Here is a 21,943-nt window from a genome sequence, read left to right on the forward strand (position 1 = left end):
TTCCCGGCCCTTTGCACCCGTCTTTTTCCGTCCTTTTTACTGCCTTCTTATTTTGACATATTCTGCTGTATTCTTTTGTACAGCTCCTCCACGGCATTGTACCCCATCTGCTTCTGTCTGTGGTTGATGGCGGCCGTTTCCACGATGATCGCAAGGTTTCGTCCCGGCCGGATGGGAATCTGATGACACACTACTTTCTTCCCTAAAAACTCGGTGTATTCCTCTTCCATTCCCAGCCTGTCGTATGCCTTATCCTTATCCCAGTCTTCCAGTGTGATCGCCAGCTCAATGGCTTTGGTTTCCCGTACACTCATCACACCAAACAGCATTTTGACGTCTACGATCCCGATTCCCCGCAATTCGATGAAATGGCGCGTCACATCCGGCGCCGTCCCAATCAGAAGTTCGTCGCTGACTCTGCGGATCTCCACCACATCATCGCTGACCAGTCTGTGTCCCCGCTTGATCAGCTCCAGCGCCGCCTCGCTTTTTCCGATTCCACTCTCTCCCATGATCAAAACGCCTACGCCGTACACATCCACCAACACTCCATGAATGGAAATACAGGGAGCCAGTTCTTCATTCAGCCACCTGGTCAGTTCAGAAGTAAACTCAGAAGTTGCTCTTTCTGTTATAAAAACCGGAATTTCCGCTTCTTCTGCCAACTGTAAAAACAATTCATCCGGCACCAGATTTCTGCAGAAAATGATACAGGGCAGCTGATAATGCAGCAGTCCTTTGTACACATCTTCCTTTTTCTCCTGGGACAGCTTTTCTACAAAGGTGTACTCTACATATCCGATGATCTGTACACGGTCGGAATCAAAATGTTCAAAATACCCCGCCAGCTGCAACGCCGGCCGGTTTAAATCGGGAACCTCAATTTTTTTCCCCGTAAGATCCACATTCGGCGTCAGATTTTTCAGTTTCATCCGCTCTTCTAACTGTCTCAGCTCCACTCCTGCTCCCATAACCAGTCTCCTTCTTCTCATTCCTTTGTGATCGAACGTTTCTGTGTTTTATTATAGCATATTCTTCCTGTAAAGTGTATTTCATTGTAAAACATCGAACCCTTCTCTTGCAAGCGCCCAACATTTTCTTCCGAAAAGCATTCGGGATCTTTTTCCTGGAAAACCGCGAAATACTTACAAGAGATACAAAAGAGCATTGCAGATACAAGCGGCAATATTGCTTCCCCCTTTTCGTCCGCCGGCAACAATGTAAGGGGTGTCGGTCAGCGTCAGGATCCTTTCCTTTGCCGGAATCACATTTACAAAGCCCACCGGCGCTCCTATTACCAGCTCCGGAGCCACTTTCCCCTCCCGGATCAATTGATCTAGCCGCAGCAGAGCCGTCGGTGCGTTTCCAATAGCAAAGATCAGCTTTTCCGGCAAGGAGGAAGCTTTGTCCATGCTGGCAACCGCTCTGGTAGTTCCGTTTCTTTTTGCCATCATAGCCACATCCTCATCTGACATGAAGCAATATACCTTCCCACCGTAGGCTTCCAGCTTTTTCCGATTGATTCCGGCACGCGCCATCTGAGTATCTGTCACAATAGACGCTCCCTGCCGGATAGCCTCCAATCCCCGGTCCACAGCCGTTTCCGAAAATACCAGGTTCTTTGCATAGTCAAAATCTGCGCTGGTGTGGATGCATCGCTTTATGACCGGCGCTTCTTTCTCCTTCAGAAAGATTCCCTGCTCTTCCAGTTCTTTTGTAATGATCTCAAAACTTCTTTCTTCTATTTTTTCCGGAAGTATCTGTTCTATCTTCTCCATCTAAATTCCTTTCTCCAGAATCCTGTATATTTCTTTCATATCCAAATGTTCTCTCAGGCCGGCTGCCAGAAGGTCGTACTGCTCTTCCTTATAGGTCTTATAGTCCTTGTACCCTTCCTCTTCCAGCCGGATTCCCTTTTTCTCTGCCAGACCGTTCAGAAGAGCCCGCACCACCTCTTCCCGGTCAAAGATCCCGTGGACATAAGTTCCATAAACGTTTCCTTTGCTGTACCCCTCTTTCTTTTTTTCGCCGGTGATCCGGTTCTCTATCAGGCTCAGAAAGCCATTGTCTTCTATCGGCACAGACTCCCCCATATGGATTTCATATCCTTCTATCTCCGTATGGTTGATCTGCTCCAAAATCCCTGTTGCTCCTTTGAAGATCCCCGTCACCTGCGTCCTGATCTTTTCTGTAGAAAACACAGTTCGGATGGGCAGAAGCCCCATCCCCTTCATGCTGCCTCCTCCTTCTGCTCCAAAAGGATCCTCCAGCGTTTCTCCCAGCATCTGATAGCCTCCGCAGATTCCCCAGACAGGCACCTCTCTTTGGGCTGCTTTTTGGATCAGCACTTCCAGTCCGGATTCCCGCAGCCAGCGAAGATCCGCCATAGTACTTTTGGTTCCCGGCAGCAGGATCAGATCCGGGTCCTTCAGCTCCCGGCATCTGGACACATAGCGAAGGGAGGCCTGGGGCAGATTTTCCAAAGGCATAAAGTCCGTAAAATTGGAGATTCTGGGAACACGTATTACGGCAATGTCCAGCGGTTTTTTCTTCGTCTCCGTAAAAAACCGTTCTGTCAGACTGTCCTCTTCCTCAATATCCACCTGTAGGTAGGGCGTCACTCCCACCACCGGGATTTTACTTTTTTTCTCCAGAAACCGGATCCCCGGTTCTAAAATCCCCTTGTCTCCCCGAAATTTGTTGATGATAAGTCCTTTTACCATCCTTCTTTCCTCTTCCTCCAGAAGCATCAAGGTTCCCAGGATCTGGGCAAACACGCCGCCTCTGTCAATATCTCCCACCAGAAGTACAGGCGCTTTTGCCATTTTTGCCATCCCCATATTGACAATGTCTTCCTGTTTCAGATTGATCTCTGCCGGGCTTCCCGCTCCTTCCATTACCAGAATATCGTATGCTTCCAGATTTGCAAGAGACGACAGGATCTGAGGGATCAGTTGTTTTTTGTAAGCGAAATAGTCCTTTGCCGACAGATTGCCGATCGCCTTTCCTCTCACAATCACTTGGGAACCCACATCGCTGGAAGGCTTCAATAAAATGGGATTCATATCCACGCTGGGCGCGATCCCGGCCGCCTCTGCCTGCACCACCTGGGCTCTTCCCATTTCCAGCCCTTCATCGGTGATATAGGAATTCAACGCCATATTCTGGGATTTAAAAGGTGCCGTCTGATATCCATCCTGATGAAAGATACGCGCCAGTCCCGTACAGATCAGGCTTTTCCCCGCATTGGACATAGTTCCTTGTATCATGATTTTTTTAGCCATTTGATCATCCTTTCGTTTTCCCAAGGGCTGCGTACTGCGATCCGGTAATAGCCGGCAGAAAGTCCCGGATAGTTGGAACAGTCCCGGATCAGAAAGCCGTTTTCCAGCGCTTTTTGATACAGGTCTTTTTCTCCCTTCAAAAACAGGAAATTTGCCGGTGTGTCAAATACCTGCCTGCCTGTTTCCAACAGGGCCTTTTGCAATTTTTTTCTTTCTTCCTTTATCATTTTTCTGGATTGTTTTAAGTAGCCTCCCGGCGACTTTAAAGCTGCAAGTCCCGCTGCCTGCGCCAAGACCGATACGTTCCATGCCTGCAATGTCTTCCGTATGGCTTTTAACAGTTCTTCGTTGCTGCTAAGTCCATAGCCCAGACGAAGTCCCGGCATACAAAACAGTTTGGTGAATGCCTTTACAAGAAGCACATGCGGAAATTTTTTCATTTCTTTTTTTATATCATAACAGGAAGCATCCTCCAGAAAGTCCAGAAAACATTCGTCCAAAACCAGCCAGACTCCCTGTTCTTCGCATGCCTGTGCGACCCTAAGCAACAGTTCTTTTTTCATCAGTTGTCCGGTGGGATTGTTGGGATTACAAAGAAAAAGGATTTCTATATCCGGACGGATTTCTTTCAAAAGATCCTCCGTCACACAGAATCCGTCTTTTTCCTGCAAATGATAGTATACTATCCTTGCCCCTCCTGCCTGAAGGGCCTTTTCATACTCTGCAAAAGAGGGGACGGGAAGCAGGGCTTTTTTTGGTTTCAGTGCCTGCACGATTCCGAAAAACAACTCTGCCGCCCCATTGGTACATAGCACTTCTTCTGCTTCTACTTCCTCAAAGCGTCCGATAGCTTCGCACAGCCCTTCACACTGAATATCCGGATAAGCCGCGATCCTGTCTGCCTGCTGTCTGATAACTTCCACGACCTGCAAGGGTGGTCCCAGCGGATTGCTGTTGACAGAAAAATCTGTCACGCCCGGATTCCGATAAATATCTCCTCCGTGTATCTGCTCTCTTTTATATGACCTCAATCCGTTTCTCCTTTCTCCTGCCAAACCTCATCCAGGTTCTGTTTCCCAGATCCGAGATCCTCTGAACTCCAAAACCTACCGTCCCCAAAGACAACCTCTCACTGCGATTGCCAGAACAGCCGCCAGGATCCCTGTTCCATACAGTAATTTATGTGCTCTCAAAATATCCTCTGCCATAATGGCACGGATCGGATCTCCAATGGTAGGCTTTTCATACTTCTTCCCGAAATACCAGGCGTCCCCCGCCAGCTGCACCTGGAGTACCCCTGCCATGACAGCCTCTGTCTGCGCCGCATTCGGACTTTTATGCTTCCTTCTGTCTCTCCTGTATATGCGAACCCCTTCCCGCACCGGCATCCCAAGAAAATACGCTGCCAACAGCATCAGGCCTGCCGATATTCTGGCGGGCAGATAATTCAGAAGATCATCCAGCCTTGCTGACGCGCTTCCAAAATACCGATAGGTATCATTTTGGTAGCCCACCATGGAATCCATGGTATTTACTGCCTTGTACAGATAGCCTCCCGCCCCTCCGCCAATACACAAAAAAAGCAGAGGCGCCACTACCCCGTCGGAGGTGTTTTCCGCCACCGTTTCTACCGCCGCCTTGATCACACCCTCCTCTGTAAGGTTTGCCGTGTCTCTTCCAACGATCATGGCTACCGCCTTTCTGGCCGGCTCTATCCCGGTCTTCAAAGCCTCGTACACTTTTTTGCTTTCCGTCCTGAGACTTTTCATCGCCAGCATCTGATAGCACATGACGCTCTCGATTCCCAGTCCCAGTCCCCAGTGAAGCCTGTAACAAAAAGACACGAAAAAAAACGGAAGAACACCCCAAATCAGAAGCATCAGAATCACTAACAGACCGCCGCCTGCCCGCTCTCCTGTTTTTGTTTTGGGCAGGCAGGCTCTGATCCTGCCTTCCAGTCCTTCTATCGTCTTGCCCATCAAGCGGACCGGATGATACAGCCATACAGGATCTCCCAGAAGCAGATCCAGTCCCACTCCCACGCACAGAGGGAGGAGCATTCTCCACCATTCATTCATAACGTCCTCCACACTCCCACCTCGGAAACGGCTTCTTCCAACGTCAATTGGTATCCTTCTCCATTTCCTACATGATAGTCATAAAATTCTTGCTTTGGTCTTCCTACTTCCGTCAGGATACTCATGATCGTCCCTCCGTGCACTACCAGTGCGGCCGTTTCTATCTGATACTTTTGGCATTCTCTTCTGACTTTTTCAAACCCTGACAGACATCGCCTCGCAAAACCTTCTCTGCTTTCTCCTTCCGGAAACGGAAGACTTCCTCCGCTTTCGATCCATTTCCAATAAGCCTCCGACTCCTGAAGTTCGTCTGCATTTTTTCCTTCAAACACACCAAAATCACATTCTGCCAGTTCCTCTACGATCACCGGTTCCTGGTGCGGATACAGGATTGCTGCCGTCTCCCGGCAGCGAAGCCTGGGACTGACAAACACCTTCTCCACCTGAGGATACCGTTTCCCCTGAAGCTCCCTCTTTCCCTCTTTGCAGAGAGCTTCCTCTGTCTTTCCAATATATCTTCTCTCTTTGTTTCCCTGGGTCATCCCATGTCGGATAAAATAGATATTCATGCTGCTTCCATCACTCCTCCTGCTTATTTGATCCGTCTGCCTATGCCACAAATGACCCGATGGACCTCCTCCGCTTCCTTCGCCAGCCAGACACAGATCTCTCCCACCAGATCCCGGTACTGTCTGTCTGCCTGCTCTATGGGAACCAGACCGCAGCCCACCTCGTTGCAGATGATAACGATCTCCGGGTTTTCCCGCAGGATAGCTCTGCACTGTTCCAGAAGTCGCTCCTTCCCACCTTCTTGAAAAGGCTCCTTCTCTTCCTGCATCCGCTTTCGGATCCATAACTGAAAATCATAGACCCCTTTTTCCCGATACAGTTCCTCCCGGCTGCAGCAGCTTCCATCCAGGTATCTTCCCCTGCCAAATTGTTCTCTGGCATAGTCCCGTTTCCCCTGGGCCGCTCCCCCTATGATCAGTTTCATCGTCTTTCTCCTTCCTAGAATATGCTGCTTCCCAAAACCGCCGCTCCGGCCATAACGATCTCACAGGTCTGTAAAAAGTATCCTGCCAGATCTCCCGTTATTCCTCCGAACTGCCGAAGGCACATCCGGTAATACCGCCAATAGGTGATGCCTGCTGCCAGGATCACCAGGATCCCTGCTCCTTTTCCCAGCCAGACCATTCCGGCGCACAGGATCAGCAGGACTGCCAGCAATATTCTTTGTACCACCCTTTTCTTTGCCTTTTCTGCCACGGAAGAAAGCATCCCCTTTTCCCTGGCCATAGGAAAAGTCACCACAGAAAGTCCGCTAAGTGTCCTGGACAGGATGAAACCTGCGCTCACCAGAGTTACGCTTTCCCATGTGAGACAGGAATAGATCCCCGTATACAAAAGCAGGTAGCCTGCACATCCCAGCACCGCAAAGGCGCCTGTATGCACATCCTTTAAGATCTCTAATTTTTCTTCTTTCGGTCTACAGGATCCCAACGCGTCCAGAGTATCCATAAAGCCATCCATATGAATGCCTCCTGTGATCCAAAGAGGAAGCAGTACCAGCAGTACCGTGCAGGCATAAGCCGTGATGCCTGTCTCCTGGTGCAGCACATACCTCCCAAGCTGATAGACTCCCAGTGTCGCAGCGCCGATCACAGAGCCGATCAGCGGAAAAAAACACATCAGATACGACTGATCTGCCTGTTCCCAGTTGACCTGAAATACCGGTATCCTGCTGTATATGGCAAATGTCATCTTGAGACTTTCCCATCCCTTTTTCAATCTTCCATCCTCCCGCCTCTGTTTTCTTTTCTCTGCTGCCCGCTTTCCCGCATCCTGTCTGCCCAACAGTCCGTCACATTTTCACGGGAATCGGAATTCCTGCCGCCACTTCCGTCACCTTCTCTGCCAGACCTCCCAGATACTGGTTGATCCTTCCCAAAATTCTCTGATAAGTTTGCATTTCTTCACAGGAGGGCAGAAGATCCTGCGACGTTTCATTGGTTATGACTACCAGAAGCGGTGTATGTTCTCTTAAACAGGAAATATCCTCTCGGATCCGACGAATGGTTTCCTCTTCCGAAAGATACCCGGTCTTCTCCTCGTACCAGGTATTGGCTGCCAGGTTGGAGACACATTCCAGCAGGATCCCCCGGTTTTTCGGGAAAGAAAGCTTTGACAGTTGTCTGGGGCACTCTATTGTGGAAAATCCTTTCCCTTCTCGCAGTCTTCGATGTCTTTCCACTCTTTGACGCCCCTCCTCGCCCTGCGGGATCATGGTAGCCAGATACAAAAGAGGAAGGTCTCCTTTTGCCTTTTCAAGGATCCAATCCTCTCCATAGGAAGATTTCCCGCTTCCGCTGCCTCCCGTGATCACATGTATCATATGTTTCCCTCGCCTTTCTATTTCAGTTCCTGGTAGGATTCTATCTGAATCTGGGAAAACGTACTCATTTCCCGGTACACGCCCAACCCCATTTCCAGCACCGGTAGAAATGCCACCGCTCCCGTTCCTTCTCCCAGGCACATTTCTGCGTGTAAGACCGCCTGCTTGTCCAGATACGTCAGGATTTTTTTCATGCCCGGTTCTTTGGAGCAGTGGGATGCTAGCATGTATGCTTTTGCGCCCGGACACAGCTTTGCCGCCGCCAGAGCCGCCGTGGCCGATATAAATCCGTCGATCAGTACCGGAAGCCTTTCTGCCGCACAGCCCAGATAGAACCCGGCAAGCCCTGCCAGATCCAGTCCTCCCACCTTGTGCAGCACAGCCACCGGATCGTCAGGATCCGGTCGGTGCAGGGTGATCGCTTTTTTCACCGCCTGAAGCTTCCGCTCCAGGCCCCCGGAAGACAGACCTGCGCCTCTTCCCACCATCTCCTCCGGCTGACAGGAAAGAAGGACAGACGCCACTGCCGCACTGGTGGTGGTATTTCCAATGCCCATCTCTCCCGTTGCCGCGATCTTGTATCCCTTACGTTTCAAAACACCTGCCAGACGGATCCCGGTTTCGATCGCCCTGATCCCTTCCTCTCTGGTCATAGCCTCCGCCTTCACCATGTTTGCCGTTCCTCTTCGCACATGATAATCCGGCACCCCGGTCGCCCTTCGGATGCCCATATCGACAGGATAAAGATCTGCTCCTGCCAGCCTGCACATGACTGCCGCGCTGGTCTGACCCGACAGGAAATTTTCCGCCACGACCGCCGTCACTTCCTGCCCCGTCTGGGTCACTCCTTCTTCTACCACCCCATTATCGGCGCAGAACACCATCAGCGCTTTTTTGTCCAGCTGTACGTTACTGTCTCCTGTCATTCCTGCGATCTGACACACACAGTCCTCCAGTTTTCCCAGGCTGTGAAGGGGCTTGGCAATAGAGTTCCAGCGCTGTCTCGCTTCCTGCATCGCCTCCTGATCCAGGGGAGCGATCCTGTTTATGGTTTCTGAAAGCTTCATAGTTTGTCCGGCAGAACAACCTTTTACCGGGCTTCTGCCTCTCCCTTCTTCCGATGATATCTGCCGCAGGCGTTCATAAAAGCCTCTGCCATCCCCGACTGCGACCAGTAGTGAAAATGGGGATATCCCGCAAACAGGTTGTCCCGGCTAACCATACAGGGGTAAGTTCTGGCAGAAAGCGGCTTCCTCGCCAGACAATCTCTCCCCGGCTCTTCCGAATCAAAATAGTGGAATTCATGAAAGGGAAGATTCCGGAGCTTTTCTCCAAATATTCTTGCCTCATCCAGTACGGCATAGCCAAACCGCCTGAGTTTCCCCGTAAAAAAGCTGTCTCCTGAAATGGCTCCCACCATTTCCCAACGATTCCCCTCCTGATCCATGATGGCTTCCGTCAGGTACATAAAACCACCGCACTCTGCCATACAGGGAAGTCCCTGCTCCAGCTTTTCCTTGATTTCTTTTCTCAAGCTTTCATTGGCCTCCAAAGCCGGACCATGCAGCTCCGGATACCCTCCGTAAAGCACAAGTCCATCCAGATCTTTGGGAAGAGCCGGATCCCGCATGGGCGAAACGTACACCAGCGTCGCCCCCAACTCTTCCAGATACTCCAGGTTATCCTGATAGAGAAAGCAAAAGGCCTCGTCCCGGGCAACTCCGATACGAAGATCTCCCTTAAAGCTTCCCGCTCTTTTCAGAGCCGGAAAAAACGTTTTCTTCGTCTTTTCCGCCCATTCTCCTGCCAGTGCCATCAGCCCCGCCGTATCGATGGTGGTCTCCGCTCTTTTTCCAAGCTCCTTTAGCGTCTCCTGCAAGGTCCGGTATTCATGGGGCATTTTCAGTCCCAGATGACGGCTTTCCGGTAATTCTCCCACCAGTTTTTCCAGATATCCATAAACCCGGATCCCCAGTTCTTCTTCCACCAGTTTTTTCATAACCGGATAAAAAGAAGGGGACATCCGGTTGAAAATAATCCCTGCAATGTGACTGTCCTCTCTGTATCCCAAAAATCCTGCGATAAGAGGAAGGAGGGATCTGCTTGCTCCCTGGCTGTCCACCACCAGAATCACCGGAGTGTCTGTTATCTTGGCAATTTCGTAGGTGCTGGCCTCCAGGGATGTTCCTCCCAGTCCGTCATAATAGCCCATGACCCCTTCCAGCACCGCCAGCTCTTTTCCCCGGCAATGTTTCCGGAACAATTCTTTTATCTGCGCTTCTCCACAGAGAAAGCTATCCAGATTTCTGCTGTCTATGCCCAGGATCTCTTTGTGGAACATGGGGTCTATGTAATCCGGTCCGCACTTGAAAGCTGCCAGGGAATACTTCCGCTTCCATAGTTCCAGCAGGCTGCAGGTGACCAGCGTCTTTCCGGATCCGCTTCGGGGCGCTGCTATCAAAATCCTAGGAATTGCCATCACAGCCTCCTCTCCCGCTGATCACATACACCGGATTCTGCCCCTTCATCATGTGATAGGAGCCTGCCCTCTGCGCTTTGGATACCGTCAGCTGCACCACTTCCACATCCAGGAGACATCCCTTTTTGCAAAGTTCCATCACTTCTCCCACAGTCTCCAGCGCAATGGCTGTCAGGACGATCCGTGCCTGGGGATTCTTATGCAGGATCACCCGAAGGATGTCCTCCATCCTTCCTTTGCTTCCTCCGATAAACACGGCATCCGGTGCAGGAAGACCCGTCAGAGCCTCCGGCGCCATTCCTTCCACGATCTGGAGATTGGAGGCTCCAAATCGTATCTGGTTTTTTTGAAGCAGACGGACTGCTTCGGAGTTCTGTTCAATGGCATATACCTTTCCGTCCAGAAGAGAAAGCGCTGTCTCAATTGCAACAGACCCTGTTCCTGCTCCCACGTCATAGACAACCGCATCCCGGGTCAGACACAGCTTTGCAATGGCCAGTCTTCTGACCTCCTCCTTCGTCATGGGAATCCTGTCTCTTAGAAACGCTTCATCTTTCAGTCCGATGCTAAGATTTGCCCGTCTTCTCTGTTTGGGCTTCCGCTCCTCCGCCTCTTCTGACCTTTCTACCTCTCTCTTTTCCGCTATTCCTTCTTTTTCTTCTTTCTCGTTCGGAACCTCTTTCCCGGAAGAAGAGAAAGCCCCCATCTCTTCCGGTTTTGTCGCTTCCTGAATCAGCAGAATCGCCAGTCCACTTCCCTCATAGGTCTGAAGATCTTTTCCTGTGGTCCGGAAGATGCGTTCCTCCTCATAAGAAAGCCTCTCTCCTACCCAGACCTGTAGATCCCCCAGCTCATACCGGGTCAGTTCTTCTCCCAGGCTTCGGATCCCTTCCCTGGAATCTGCAAGAAACATGACCTTTCCCTCCTGCCTGAGCCGGGACAGCACGTTCAGCGATTTCCCATGCATACTTTCCAGCGGAATATCGTCCCAGCAAAGCCCCAGCCTGGCAGAAAAATAGGCAGCAGAAGAAATTCCCGGAATCCATCTGGTCTCTATCTTCTCTTCTTTCAGCAAGGCTCCCAGCTTCTTGGCGCCGCTGTAAAATCCGGTATCTCCTGACAGTACAATGGCAATACGCTCCAGTTCTCTGTGCGCCTTCAAATAGTCCAAGATAGCGGAAGGTCTGTATTCTTCCAGACAGATCTGCCCCTCTTTTCTGACAGTCTGTAGCATTCTCGCCGCTCCTATGACAACGTCCGCCTCCCGGCAGGCTTTCTGCCCTTCCGCCGTCATGCAGTCCGGATTTCCCGGTCCGATCCCCACCAGAGACACCGTCTGTTTCGGCTGAAACCCAATGTTCTGTCTAAGAAATCCCTGAACCTCCGGATAAGTCAGTCCCTCTTCTGTTTCGGGCCGCCCGATCACCACTGTTTCCACACCCGCTTCCTCAGCCGCTTCCAGCTTTTCCCGGAAGCCGCCCGCCGCTCCTGATTCTTTGGTAACCAGATAGCGGATCTCATATTCCCGCAGCATAGCCAGATTCAGTTCTTTGGAAAAGGGTCCTTGCATACAGATCAGATGCCGTCCCCGGATCCCCAGCTTTTCACAGGATTCCACCACCTCTTTGACAGATAGAACCCTGGCATAGATCCGGCTTTTATAATCTGTCAGTCGGGTAAAGGCTGCCAGTTCCTTACTCCCGGTAGTCACAAAAATATTTCCTGTTGTTCCTTCCAGAAACGCTGCCGCCTGATGGATATCCTCCACCCATACCCCGCTTGTGCTCTTTTGAGATCCGCGGACCAGGCGAAGATAGGGCAGTTTCTTTTCTTTACATACCTCCCGGACCGTTCCTGTGACTTCTCTGGCATAAGGATGGGTAGCATCGATCACCCAGTTGGGAGAAAAGTCTTTTAGAAATTTTTCTATTTCTTCTTTATTCATTCTTCTTCCCGACACGGTAAGAGTCGGGTAGCAGGACATCAAGGTTTCCCCATAGGCCGTAGCCGCACACACATGGGTCCTGACTCCATTTCTCCCCAGATACTCTGCCAGCTTTCGCCCTTCTGTCGTTCCTCCGAAAATCAAAATCTTACTGTTCTTCATGTCGATATCCCCTTGGTGTTACCATTTTGTTTCCAATGATCCTGGTCTGGCTGTTTCCGATAAATACGGTGGAAAACATATCCGTTTCCGCCTCCGTCAATTCTTCCAGTGTCAGGAGTTTTTGAGATTCTTCTGCTCTTCCGATATTGCGTACAATGGCGCATACCGTTTCCTTTTTCTGCTTGGTCAGGATCAGTTGACAGGCACGCTTTAAATACTCCTTCCTTTTCTTGCTAGAAGGATTGTACAGTACGATCACAAAGTCTCCCTGCGCTGCCGCCAGAAGTCTTTTTTCGATGGTCTCCCAGGGAGTCAAAAGGTCACTGAGGCTGATGATACAGCTATCGTGAGTCATAGGCGCCCCCAGGCAGGCTCCGCCGGAAAGGGCAGCCGTTACCCCTGCCACAATCTCTACCTCTACTTCCGGAAAACGCGGCTGCAGCTCCAGCATCAGGCCTGCCATCCCGTAAATTCCGGAATCTCCGCTGCACACCATGGCTACCTTCCTGCCGTTGTCGGCTTCCTCCAGCGCCATCAGGCATCTGTCCACTTCCCTCCGCATAGGTGTACTTTTATATTCCTTGTCCGGAAGCTTTTCCTTCAAAAGCTCTGTATAGACGGTGTATCCCACGATCACATCGCACTGCTTTAGTGTCTCTGCCGCCTTGATGGTCATTTCCTCCCAGGCGCCCGGTCCGGTTCCTACCACATAGACTTTTTTATCCTGCCTCAAATCTCACCCTCCATCTTCCTCCTGCCAGTGCCACCGTTACTCCATTTGCCGCCTGTTTCCGAAGGAGTAAGGATGCGTCCCCTCTTCCTTCTTCCCCCAAGCCGCAGACGGCGCTTCTTTCACACACATTTCCTACGCCCACTGTCTGCCTCACAAACGCTGACTCTGTAAACTGCCCTTCCAGCGCCTGTAACTGCCTTGCCGGATAGGTTTCCCAGCCCAGCCGGTTTTTTTCGCAATATTCCAGAATCCCCGCCTCTTCTGCTTTCTCTGTAATACTGGTCAGCTTTCCCAGGCTGGCCTTCCACAGGCATGCTTCCTGCAGCGCCTCCTCTATCGCCTTTTCTATCAGCAGGTACGGCGTGTCTTTTCTGCATCCGATCCCGGCCACCACCGTCCGGGGAACCAGGCACAGCACTGATTTCTCCGGATATGGTCTGCGCGTGCCAATGTAGATATGGGGAAGGATCGGCTGTCGGGATTTTTCTTCCTTCTCTTTTGCCTCTGTCCCATCCTCTTCTAACGATCCAGCTTCTTTGTTTTCCCAAAGAAGAGCGATCTCCTCCCTCTGTTCAAATCCTTCTGCCATTCCGCCTTCTTCTATCAGGATTCTGATCTGCTCGCCTCTCAGGATTCTGGCCGATATGTCTTTTGCCAGTTCCATATCCGAGATCCACAGATGATTCTCCCTGGCAAATACATCCACCGCCCATTTTTGATTTACATCTGTTCCTGTTGTCAGGATCGCCCGGCTCCCCAGATCTTCCTGGATTTCCCTTGCCATAGCATTGGCTCCTCCCAGATGTCCGGACAACAGGGGAATGCAGTAGGTTCCTCTTTCGTCCAGAACCAAAACGGCAGGATCTGTACACTTACTCTCCACGAAGGGAGCGATTCCTCTGACGGCGATCCCGGTCGCTCCGATGTAGATCAAAGCATCCTTCCGAAAAAATCTTTCCCGCGTCCATTCCACCAGGGAAACAGAAATACTGTCCGGCTGTCCTTTGCATTTGACCGCCTGTTCCACTTCATATCCTCTGTCCTGCAGCGCCTTCGCCACCTCTTGGGAAAGGTTTTTCCCGTTGGGGGTAAAGCTCAGGATAGAAACCTGTTTTTTCTGACTACGTTTCATGCGTCTTTCCTTTTCGGTATTCTGTGGTAAATGTAGCGTCATACAGCCTGGATTTTTCATAATATCCAGGAGCAAGCACCTCTCCCACAATGATCAGAGCCGTCTTGGTGATCCCATGAGCCTGCGCCATTTCTTCCAGGGTATCAATGGTGCACAGGATCTTTTTTTCTTCCGGCCAGGTAGCCTTGTACACAATAGCCGCCGGCGTCTTGGGTGCGTATCCTCCGTCTATGAGTTCCCTTGTCAGTTTTTCCAGCAGGCCTGTGCTTAAAAACAGGACCATCGTTGCCTGATGGGCTGCAAATTCCCGTATGTTTTCTTTCTCCGGCACTGCCGTTCTTCCCTCTGTCCGGGTGATGATCACACTCTGCGACACCTGTGGAAGGGTGTATTCCAGATTCAGGGCTGCCGCCGCTCCGCAAAACGAGCTGACTCCCGGACAGGAATCATACGCAATGCCCTCTTCATCCAGAATATCCATCTGCTCCCTGACAGCGCCGTAAAGGCTGGGATCTCCCGTATGCAGACGAACTGTTGTCTTTCCTTCTGCTTCTGCCGCTTTCATTACTCCCAGCACTTCCTCCAGCGTCATCGTCGCGCTGTTATAGATCCTGCAGTCCTTCTTTGCCTCTTTCAGCAACGCAGGATTGACCAGGGAGCCTGCGTAGATGATCACATCTGCCTCCCGGATCCGCCGTCTTCCTCGCACCGTGATCAGATCTTCTGCTCCCGGTCCTGCTCCCACAAAATGTATCATACCTCTTCTCCTTCTCTTACAAACACCAGTGTATAATAGCTTGCTGCATCCGGCAGTTCTTCTGTTCCATAATAGTGCTTCTCTCCCTCCATGGTACACCGCTCAACGGCTGTCACTTGTTGTTTTCTTTTCTTCAGCAATTCCTTCAATACAGAAAACTGACTTCCCATCTTCATAAAAATCTTCATTCCCTTCAGCTTCAACGCCTCCCTCACATCATAGGAGGCGGGAATGATATGAATTTCTTCCTTTCTTTCCCCAATACTCATCTGCACCGCAGCAGCCGCCGCACAAAAAGAAGGAACGCCGCTGATGATTTCCGTCTCGTACCCCATTTCCTTCAGATCCTGATGCAGATACATATAAGTAGAGTAGATGGTAGGATCTCCCAATGTTAAAAAAGCAATTTTTTTATTTTCTTCCAAAAGCTCTGCCAGTCTTTTTACTCCCAGATCGTGGCTGGTTTTCCACACCTTTTTGTCTTTTGTCATGGGAGAATCAATCCCCACCACTTCTTTTTCTGAAAGAAACGGGCAGGCCCCCTGTGCGATCTGATATGCCGTCGTCTGTTCCGGGATCTTTCCCGGCGCTGCTATCACATCACATTCCTCTATGATCCTCACTGCTTTCAGTGTCAGATACTCCCAGTCTCCCGGTCCTACTCCCACTCCGTATAGTTTTCCTGCCATTTTTTGCTTCATTCCTCTTTCTTCTTGGTCTGTCGTTTCCTCTATCTGCCTGTCTTCTCCTCTTGTCCGGTAGCCTGCTGCCGCCTGCGGCACTCCCAGATCTGTGCCGCGGATCTGGTTTCTCCCAGGATCCCATAGACGTTGGAAAACAGAATCGCTCCCAGCCGGATCTCTCCCTCTCCGCGGATCGTCAGATATTCCTCTATCTTTTCCATCACCGCCTGCATCAGCCGCTTCCTTTCTGCTTCCCCACAAAGCCCCAAAGCCTCGTCTGTTGTCACGCTGCGCAGGATCCTGCAGGCCGTTTCTTCTTGCAGTCCGCTTCTAAGTGCGGCCGCCGCCAGAATCTCCATCCGGCAGTCTCCCCATCTGGAATGGGTATTCATGATCCCGCCGGCCACCTTAACCAGCTTTCCAATATGTCCGGCAAACAAAAGTCCTTTTGCTCCCAGCTCTTTTGCCATATCTATCGTCTCTCCGATGTAATTGCTGCACTTGACTACTGCTTCCGACTGTACCTGTTCGTATTTTCTCAGAAAGTCCAATCCGTAATTCCCAGGTGCCGCAAGGATATACGTTTCTCCTTGTGCCAGCTTTACCTGCAGCTCTACCCGAATGGTGTCTTTTAGCGCCTGCTCGCTCATGGGCTCCACGATCCCGCTGGTTCCCAGGATCGACAGCCCCCCTACGATCCCCAGTCTTGGATTGAAGGTTTTCTTTGCCAGTTCTTCTCCTCCCGGAATCCGGATAGTGACCCGGACATCTGCTTCACAGCCGGCTTCCTCGCAGGCTCTTTTCACCTCTTTTTCTATCATCTTTCTGGGGATCCTGTTAATAGCGGCTTCTCCTATCGGTTGATCCAGTCCTGCCTTGGTAACTCTTCCGATCCCCTCTCCTCCACAGATGGACACGCCTTTTTCCCGACTCCATTCTACCGTACTGTAAACCAGAACGCCATTGGTAATATCCGGATCGTCCCCACTGTCTTTTTGGATAGCGCAGGTTGCCTTTTCCGGATAGCTTCCTTTTCCGTACAATATCTGCCGCTTCTTTGTCAAAAGGTTCAACCGCTTTCCTCCGGGAAGATCCACCTCTACTTCTTTTGGCTCTGTTCCTGTCAGAAGCTGCTGCATGGCCGCCTTCGTCGCTGCCTGTGCACAGGTGCCTGTGGTATATCCACTGGCCAGTTTCTTCATGCCGGCTCCTCCTCATCTCTTTTCTATGCTTTGCTCCCCCCACAGTCTCTACAGAGCCTGCTGATGGCAAGCGCCAGCTCCTCCGGATTTTCCCATGCCATAGAATGTCCCGCATTCTTTACAAGTTCCATCCGATCCTGTTTGCTTCTAAGTTCCTCATACACTCTGTCCGGCAACGATTTTTCTCCGTATATAAAACATCTCGGAAAATCAAAATATCTTAACTTAAACCCGCTTCCTCTCAGTGTATATTCTTTCATTCCCAATACCCTCTGCAAATCCGTGAAATCACTTTTTCTTCTCCTTCTATTTCGCTCTAGTATTTTCTTCCATCTTTATCAAAATTCTTTTTTAGTGCTCTTTCCGTCAGGCAAATAATAACGCCAAAACTTATCATCTGTATCATGGTAATGCCAAACCCGATCCAACCGATCTCTCCCATCTGCTTTCCCATGCAAAAAGGCATAATGCCGACAGACAACAGAAATGCAGGGAAAAACATCCGCAAAGAATTTTGAGAGCACTTTTTTTGAGCAAATTCCCAAGTATCCTGATTTTTCATGGAGCGTGCCGTTCTATATCCACTTGTCCCATTTATTTCTTTGAATGTAGGACAGATGTACCAGTTCCATAGCAAAGCCAGTGGTATCAGTAACGTTACTACAAACATAAATATCCAAAATCCCATGTCATACCCTCCTCGCAGATTATTTTTCTTTCCTGTTTCCGTAGTACCACAAACTGAAACTGGAATCAATAGCCGTGATCCACATGCTTCCATTTTCCGCCATTGCTTCTCACCAGGATCCAATTCCACTCATCATATGTACTGTTAGGATTCAGCGATCCGTCGCCACCTGATTCGTCAACATCAAATGACGAAAGTAAAACTATGACTTCATCCGCATGATTCCGATCCGCCCAATCCTGATGCTCGGAAGAATATTCGTCACCTGCATAATATATTTCTGTTAAAGTACATCCACTCCAGCTTGTTCCAAATTCCCTCTTAATGACATTGATGGCGTCTTCTATCTCATCACTTGTGTACATTTTGGAAGCAACATTTCTGGTCTGCACATTGCTTACGTCTCCACCACAGGCAGACAAACCGAACATTACAGCAACAGCCAGTATAAAAACCATCCATCTTTTCATGCCATCACCTCCGCAAATTCCACCTTTTTATCAAAATAACTGTTCATAATAGCTACTTCCTTAAGCATCATTTTACTCCATGGTGCCTATCGCTTTCATCGCCTCAGATTTCAGACTTCTATTTTTGTATACAGAAACAACAAGTAAAGGAACTACTACAACGGGGAAACATATAAGGCCTCCTATCAGCGCCACTCCTTTATAACGATTTCTTGTAGAATATCCCTTCGAAATATTGTTAAGAAAATCTGCTGTGAGACTGAAAATCTTACCATCACTTATTATAAACAGTAAAACACACTCCACAATAATTACTATAAAAAAGATAAGTTCCATTTTCTTCGCTACTTTATTGCATATCTCCATTTTGGTTTCCATACTGATGGATTCCGCATGAGGTACATTATAAAACCATTTTTGAGCCCGTTCTTCTTTCGTCATAAATTGTTCTCCTCAACAAACTGGGATTTGATGATTTATTTGCTTTGGTTATTTGAAGAAGTATCATCGTCTTTATTTTTATGTTTATTTGCAATAGATCCACCTATAGCTACCCATGATGACCCTAGGCATAGAAACATTATCCACATAGTATTGTTTGAACCTCTATTTAAAAAGCTTATAGCTGCCATAATATAAAAACATATTGCACCTATAAAGAAGCCTAATGCTACTTTATTATTTTTGTCCATAGTTTCCCTCCAAATTCAAATATGACTTACAGTTTTAGTTTAGCTATCTAATTGCGCCGAATACATGTTATACCGATTATTTTAGTGGTTAAATTAACCTTTTTAGAGTTGTATCCGAAATTTTATCACTTTGTTTCAGTAAGTCTCGTCTCATTAAGTTTAGTAAAGATAAATATCTATCAAATTTCTCTTTTGCTTGAACTTCTGTTTGTCCATTATTGGTGAAATTAATATCTCCAATATCTGCCAGCTTCCTAGTGATTGGCTCAGTAGAAAATAATATAATTTCTTGTTTGACAGCTATTAACCGCAAACGCAGTTCTTCCCTATCTGCACGTTGACTTGTGGACTGAGAAACGATTACCATAAGTTCTTTATATATTCTGAGTTTTTCTAAAAACAGTTGATGTTTCAAATTTGAACGATGATTCAAAAATATAGAAACCACTGCTACTACTGTTGTTGTAATTACTGCTGCTATAGAAATAATGTCTTTAAAATTCATGATCCCTCCTATAAATTCTAAATTTATAATACTGCCTCACATTTCTCATCTTATTGACCAGAGGTCAATAAGCATTCCTCGCTCAAAGAGCTCGGTCAATTCAAAGTTATCTTTTTCTTAAAAAATAGCATGAAAAAACATAGGAATAAGCAGAATTAAAATCGCACCTACTACACATATAGTAATCACTTTTTGAAAACTTCGTTTTTCCTGTTTATCCATATCATTGTACCATTTCATGGACAGACACCTCCACAACTTTCCATTTCAATCATACAGTAAGTTATTCTAAATTCTCCTGTATCCCAACAATATATTCGTCACTGTCAGTACCAATCACCACTATAAGATAGCCTGCCTTTTTCCAAAGTTCACCAAGTTGCCCGCAAAACTGCCCCACTTCTCCGAATTTTGGAAAAGCATTTTCATCTATGGGCAGCCCGGTTTTCTTTCCTCTGCTTAGATTCTTCATCATAAATACAAAGGTTTCTCTATCTCTTTTTATTCCAAAAACGCTGTATTTTCAGGAATCTCAACATCTGACTGATAAGCTATAATATGTTCATAAGCAATTCTGTGCCAATCATCCGTAACACTTCCATCTGTATTCATGAAAAAGGTAGAATTCATGTATCTTTCTATGATATATTCACTGGTATTTTGGTCAAATCCATTCCCCATATTGAAATCAATTCCCTTCCCGTTATTCTTTGCCATAACCGCCTCAAAAATCGGCAGTGTCAATTCATTTAACAAAATTTTCATGTCGGGCTTGTCGAAGAATCCACCTTTTTCTTTTTGATAAATAAGCAAATTACTTAAAGTACCGTTACTCAGGCACTTTACTCTTTTAATATCCGAAAGCTTCACTTGATGCTTAGAACCGACAAGTGCTCCTTCCTTTAATCTGATTTCTTTTTCCTTTAGCGAAAATCCTATTTGTAAATCAAGCGTATCTAGATTATCTGGGAACACTTCTGTCAGCTTATTCTCGGCAAAAGCGATTAAAATTGATTTTGTTTCCCACATATTGTTAAATTTATAGCCCACATTTTCTACATCTGTGTCAATCTCTTCCATATTTTTTCCTTCATGATTCCGAAATATCACAGTGTAATGAGAATTTGAGTTTAAATAGCTGGGAACAATAATAGAGCCGACATCAGCAAACTTGATATTCAAAGACTTTTTCCCATTTTCAGACTCATAGCTAACACCTTCACTGCTAACATGCAGTTGATATTTCCCTTTTTTGTTGAAGTTAATTCTCTCGTTTCCAAAAATTCGTTTCATTTACTCTTCCTCTTGATTCTATTTTTCTCACATCTATATATCAAAACCCTAAGTGAATGATCGGTATCCTGTGAATCTTATCTGCAAAATACATATATATCTTTGTCTTAAGCTTTAGGTTTTTACAATTTTCAAGGACTTCCTTAAAGAAACCGCCAACACTGATAAGTTCTGTCTGTGTTTTGTTTGCAAATTCAGCTGGATGATTTATGCCAAAGTACATCTGTGCGTCGGTATTACCTGTTTTCTTCACATATTTATTGGCAAGCTTAACCCCTTTGAATTTAGATTCAGCTTAGAGACATACTCACTGCTCAGTTCCTTACACTTGAAAACTGAAATTTATTCTTGTATCTCAATCAATCCTCCGTCTTAACTACTGCCCGCGCAACACTAGAAGCTGCCGCAAAGAGTACGCCTGCAACAGGCCAGAGGATCCACGTGAAATCCCATCGCATAGTCCAGAAGCTCCAGCCAAGATAAATCGCAGTGGCCAGGCACCAGTATGCACCGGAGAAGGCCCTCATCTTTCTCTGGATCTTTTTCTCCTCCAGGGTATATTCCCCCTCCTGAAGAAGCGTGTCATAACTTCCTTTTACCATACTCACCCGGATGATCAGGTCTACACCTACTGCGATCAGGACAAGCAGTACGCCTACAAAAATCGCACAGATGTAATCCGGAGCTCTCATTGAGCCTACGATGATCATCGGTACCACAGCAATAATGCAAAGTACAACACCAACTGCGATGCCCCTGGTATACGTCCCCTCATAGGTACGATTTTTCTCTTTGACCATTCCGGTGACGCCGTATTCCGTCTCAAACCCATCCCTCTCCAGATGTTCGCTGTGGCTTGCCTTTATTCCGTAAGTTATGAACATAAACACCGCAGCTGCGATCATAGCGAAGAGCACGGTACCTCCGAGGCCTACTGCCAGTCCCTCTGAGATGTGGAAGCGCGGCTCCTCAGATAAGGCTCCGAGAATGACTATCAGAACCGGACTCACTATGCAAAGTGCAGTCGCATTCGCTACGATCGGTGCTCCCTTCTTCCGCAGCTTCAGAAATTCATTTGCCTCTTCCATGGATACCCTGCGGAGCGTCCCACCTTTCTCTGTCTCATCATAGACAGTCGGCACACTCGTTTTCGAAACCATGTCGTCTTTGAGCAGGTAATCTGTAGTCACGTCAAACAGTGTGGCTAGCTGGATTACCTTTTGTAGATCCGGGATCGAACCTGCACTCTCCCATTTGGAAACCGCCTGCCTGGAAACACCGAGCTTTGCAGCAAGCTCTTCCTGAGACCATCCGTTCTTTTTTCTTTCCTCTGTAATCTTGTCAGCTAAAATCATGTTGCTTCTCCCTTCGTTGATTTTTACTGAAAGGATAGAATATCCTGCAGTTGCATACCACCATGCATGGCTGTCAATTTGTCAAATGCGGGT

At 48.3% G+C, this 21,943-nt stretch carries 26 protein-coding genes; all 26 read right to left on the bottom strand.

Annotated elements, in window-relative coordinates:
- Nucleotides 1-47: 47 nt before the first annotated feature.
- Nucleotides 48-971: an HPr(Ser) kinase/phosphatase gene (gene hprK / locus FYJ34_RS03130; RefSeq protein WP_154476161.1), complete on the bottom strand. Its 924-nt coding sequence runs from the start codon at nucleotides 969-971 to the stop codon at nucleotides 48-50.
- Nucleotides 972-1,145: 174 nt separating this feature from the next.
- Complete coding sequence (locus tag FYJ34_RS12685) at nucleotides 1,146-1,778, bottom strand: precorrin-8X methylmutase (RefSeq protein ID WP_173017048.1); 633 nt, start codon at nucleotides 1,776-1,778, stop codon at nucleotides 1,146-1,148.
- Nucleotides 1,779-3,284 (bottom strand): cobyric acid synthase, encoded by a 1,506-nt coding sequence (locus tag FYJ34_RS03135; protein ID WP_173017049.1) that lies wholly within the window; start codon nucleotides 3,282-3,284, stop codon nucleotides 1,779-1,781. It abuts the gene before it with no gap.
- Nucleotides 3,266-4,315: a pyridoxal phosphate-dependent aminotransferase gene (locus tag FYJ34_RS03140; RefSeq protein ID WP_154476163.1), complete on the bottom strand. Its 1,050-nt coding sequence runs from the start codon at nucleotides 4,313-4,315 to the stop codon at nucleotides 3,266-3,268. The genes FYJ34_RS03135 and FYJ34_RS03140 overlap by 19 nt, the downstream gene beginning before the upstream one ends.
- Before the next feature lie 75 nt (nucleotides 4,316-4,390).
- Nucleotides 4,391-5,362, bottom strand: a complete 972-nt coding sequence (cbiB, locus tag FYJ34_RS03145; RefSeq protein WP_235899209.1) for an adenosylcobinamide-phosphate synthase CbiB — start codon at nucleotides 5,360-5,362, stop codon at nucleotides 4,391-4,393.
- Nucleotides 5,359-5,931, bottom strand: a complete 573-nt coding sequence (locus tag FYJ34_RS03150) for a histidine phosphatase family protein (RefSeq protein WP_154476165.1) — start codon at nucleotides 5,929-5,931, stop codon at nucleotides 5,359-5,361. Before FYJ34_RS03150 ends, cbiB begins: the two co-directional genes overlap by 4 nt.
- Nucleotides 5,932-5,954: 23 nt before the next feature.
- Nucleotides 5,955-6,356, bottom strand: coding sequence for a bifunctional adenosylcobinamide kinase/adenosylcobinamide-phosphate guanylyltransferase (locus tag FYJ34_RS03155; protein ID WP_154476167.1), 402 nt, complete (start codon nucleotides 6,354-6,356; stop codon nucleotides 5,955-5,957).
- A gap of 14 nt (nucleotides 6,357-6,370) precedes the next feature.
- Entirely contained in the window at nucleotides 6,371-7,150 is a 780-nt protein-coding gene (locus FYJ34_RS03160; protein WP_154476169.1) for an adenosylcobinamide-GDP ribazoletransferase, read from the bottom strand.
- Nucleotides 7,151-7,223: 73 nt separating this feature from the next.
- Entirely contained in the window at nucleotides 7,224-7,754 is a 531-nt protein-coding gene (locus tag FYJ34_RS03165) for a bifunctional adenosylcobinamide kinase/adenosylcobinamide-phosphate guanylyltransferase (RefSeq protein ID WP_154476171.1), read from the bottom strand.
- Between the two features lie 17 nt (nucleotides 7,755-7,771).
- Nucleotides 7,772-8,821 carry a nicotinate-nucleotide--dimethylbenzimidazole phosphoribosyltransferase gene (gene cobT / locus FYJ34_RS03170; protein WP_154476173.1) on the bottom strand — a complete coding sequence of 350 codons (1,050 nt, stop codon included), beginning with the start codon at nucleotides 8,819-8,821 and terminating at the stop codon, nucleotides 7,772-7,774.
- A 23-nt stretch (nucleotides 8,822-8,844) separates the two neighbouring features.
- The gene (locus FYJ34_RS03175) at nucleotides 8,845-10,233 is read right to left on the bottom strand and encodes a cobyrinate a,c-diamide synthase (protein ID WP_154476175.1); all 1,389 of its coding nucleotides are present in this window, start codon (nucleotides 10,231-10,233) and stop codon (nucleotides 8,845-8,847) included.
- The gene (gene cobK, locus FYJ34_RS03180) at nucleotides 10,220-12,340 is read right to left on the bottom strand and encodes a precorrin-6A reductase (protein ID WP_154476177.1); all 2,121 of its coding nucleotides are present in this window, start codon (nucleotides 12,338-12,340) and stop codon (nucleotides 10,220-10,222) included. Before cobK ends, FYJ34_RS03175 begins: the two co-directional genes overlap by 14 nt.
- Entirely contained in the window at nucleotides 12,327-13,073 is a 747-nt protein-coding gene (gene cobJ / locus FYJ34_RS03185) for a precorrin-3B C(17)-methyltransferase (RefSeq protein WP_154476179.1), read from the bottom strand. Before cobJ ends, cobK begins: the two co-directional genes overlap by 14 nt.
- Nucleotides 13,060-14,205 carry a cobalt-precorrin 5A hydrolase gene (locus tag FYJ34_RS03190; protein ID WP_154476181.1) on the bottom strand — a complete coding sequence of 382 codons (1,146 nt, stop codon included), beginning with the start codon at nucleotides 14,203-14,205 and terminating at the stop codon, nucleotides 13,060-13,062. The genes cobJ and FYJ34_RS03190 overlap by 14 nt, the downstream gene beginning before the upstream one ends.
- Nucleotides 14,195-14,962, bottom strand: a complete 768-nt coding sequence (cobM, locus tag FYJ34_RS03195; RefSeq protein WP_154476183.1) for a precorrin-4 C(11)-methyltransferase — start codon at nucleotides 14,960-14,962, stop codon at nucleotides 14,195-14,197. The genes FYJ34_RS03190 and cobM overlap by 11 nt, the downstream gene beginning before the upstream one ends.
- On the bottom strand, nucleotides 14,959-15,663 hold the full coding sequence (cobI, locus tag FYJ34_RS03200; protein ID WP_154476185.1) for a precorrin-2 C(20)-methyltransferase: 705 nt from the start codon (nucleotides 15,661-15,663) through the stop codon (nucleotides 14,959-14,961). The genes cobM and cobI overlap by 4 nt, the downstream gene beginning before the upstream one ends.
- Before the next feature lie 29 nt (nucleotides 15,664-15,692).
- A complete protein-coding gene (gene cbiD, locus FYJ34_RS03205) occupies nucleotides 15,693-16,847 on the bottom strand; it encodes a cobalt-precorrin-5B (C(1))-methyltransferase CbiD (protein WP_154476187.1) in 1,155 nt (384 codons plus the stop codon).
- Between the two features lie 23 nt (nucleotides 16,848-16,870).
- The gene (locus FYJ34_RS03210) at nucleotides 16,871-17,107 is read right to left on the bottom strand and encodes an alpha/beta fold hydrolase (protein ID WP_154476189.1); all 237 of its coding nucleotides are present in this window, start codon (nucleotides 17,105-17,107) and stop codon (nucleotides 16,871-16,873) included.
- Nucleotides 17,108-17,163: 56 nt separating this feature from the next.
- Entirely contained in the window at nucleotides 17,164-17,628 is a 465-nt protein-coding gene (locus tag FYJ34_RS03215) for an SdpI family protein (protein ID WP_235899211.1), read from the bottom strand.
- Nucleotides 17,601-18,005: a DUF1292 domain-containing protein gene (locus tag FYJ34_RS03220; protein ID WP_154476193.1), complete on the bottom strand. Its 405-nt coding sequence runs from the start codon at nucleotides 18,003-18,005 to the stop codon at nucleotides 17,601-17,603. Before FYJ34_RS03220 ends, FYJ34_RS03215 begins: the two co-directional genes overlap by 28 nt.
- A gap of 72 nt (nucleotides 18,006-18,077) precedes the next feature.
- The gene (locus FYJ34_RS03225; protein ID WP_154476195.1) at nucleotides 18,078-18,446 is read right to left on the bottom strand and encodes a hypothetical protein; all 369 of its coding nucleotides are present in this window, start codon (nucleotides 18,444-18,446) and stop codon (nucleotides 18,078-18,080) included.
- Nucleotides 18,447-18,481: 35 nt separating this feature from the next.
- Nucleotides 18,482-18,697, bottom strand: coding sequence for a hypothetical protein (locus FYJ34_RS03230; protein ID WP_154476197.1), 216 nt, complete (start codon nucleotides 18,695-18,697; stop codon nucleotides 18,482-18,484).
- Nucleotides 18,698-18,785: 88 nt separating this feature from the next.
- Nucleotides 18,786-19,202, bottom strand: a complete 417-nt coding sequence (locus FYJ34_RS03235) for a hypothetical protein (RefSeq protein ID WP_154476199.1) — start codon at nucleotides 19,200-19,202, stop codon at nucleotides 18,786-18,788.
- Nucleotides 19,203-19,485: 283 nt separating this feature from the next.
- Nucleotides 19,486-19,707: a DUF6630 family protein gene (locus FYJ34_RS03240; protein WP_465244904.1), complete on the bottom strand. Its 222-nt coding sequence runs from the start codon at nucleotides 19,705-19,707 to the stop codon at nucleotides 19,486-19,488.
- Entirely contained in the window at nucleotides 19,704-20,495 is a 792-nt protein-coding gene (locus FYJ34_RS03245) for a hypothetical protein (RefSeq protein WP_154476203.1), read from the bottom strand. The genes FYJ34_RS03240 and FYJ34_RS03245 overlap by 4 nt, the downstream gene beginning before the upstream one ends.
- 359 nt (nucleotides 20,496-20,854) lie before the next feature.
- Nucleotides 20,855-21,850 (bottom strand): helix-turn-helix domain-containing protein, encoded by a 996-nt coding sequence (locus FYJ34_RS03250; RefSeq protein WP_154476210.1) that lies wholly within the window; start codon nucleotides 21,848-21,850, stop codon nucleotides 20,855-20,857.
- Between the last annotated feature and the right edge of the window lie 93 nt (nucleotides 21,851-21,943).

The organism is Suipraeoptans intestinalis (assembly GCF_009696485.1).
Taxonomy (GTDB): Bacteria; Bacillota; Clostridia; order Lachnospirales; family Lachnospiraceae; genus Suipraeoptans; species Suipraeoptans intestinalis.